1 protein-coding gene is annotated in these 585 nt (G+C 71.5%); it reads right to left on the bottom strand.

Features of this window, described 5'->3' with window-relative positions:
* Positions 1-77: 77 nt before the first annotated feature.
* A complete protein-coding gene (locus N864_RS22940; protein ID WP_034723065.1) occupies positions 78-494 on the bottom strand; it encodes a pyridoxamine 5'-phosphate oxidase family protein in 417 nt (138 codons plus the stop codon).
* Positions 495-585 lie beyond the last annotated feature (91 nt).

The following is a 585-nucleotide window of genomic DNA, read 5'->3' as shown; positions in this document are numbered from 1 at the left end:
AGGCCACCAACCGACGTGTGGGGAGTCACTCGACGGCCACGGCCGCGCTTCCAGGTGCCGCGTAGGACCGCAGACGCTCAGCCGCTACACGGATCCACTGCTCCACCCACGGCTCCCTCACCCGTCCGGCGACCGCGCTGGGAACCTCCCCTGGCGCCACGACCACGGCAGGCCCCTCGATGAGGGACGACCACATGGTTGCCACGGTCGCCCTCGGTCACCGTCAGCGCCGCCCAGGCGTGGGCCCGTACGTTCCGAAGCCGCACGGTGCCGCCCTCGGTCGGGAGCCAGAACGTCGCGCCCTCCCGCACGTACGAGGCGACGACGGCGTGCGCCCTCCCATCGCGACGCGTCGTGCTCACGACGGCGAACGTGCGCTGGTCCAGGTACTCGACGAGCCGTCGTCCGGTCAGCCGGAACTCCGTCGGGTATGCCGCCAGCGTGGCGCGGCTGGCCCTCGCAAGGGTCCGGTCCTGCACCGCATCAAGCTCCACCACCTCGTTCTACCAGCCGACCGAGTGGTGGCTGCGGCTCTCGGCACAGCGACGGTTGGTGGGCTCTCGTCGGTTGGTGGCCTCTCGACGG

Source organism: Intrasporangium chromatireducens Q5-1 (genome assembly GCF_000576575.1).
GTDB lineage: Bacteria > Actinomycetota > Actinomycetes > Actinomycetales > Dermatophilaceae > Intrasporangium_A > Intrasporangium_A chromatireducens.
The sequence above is the reverse complement of the archived record's forward strand: the minus strand, read 5'-3'. Positions and strand labels throughout refer to the sequence as shown.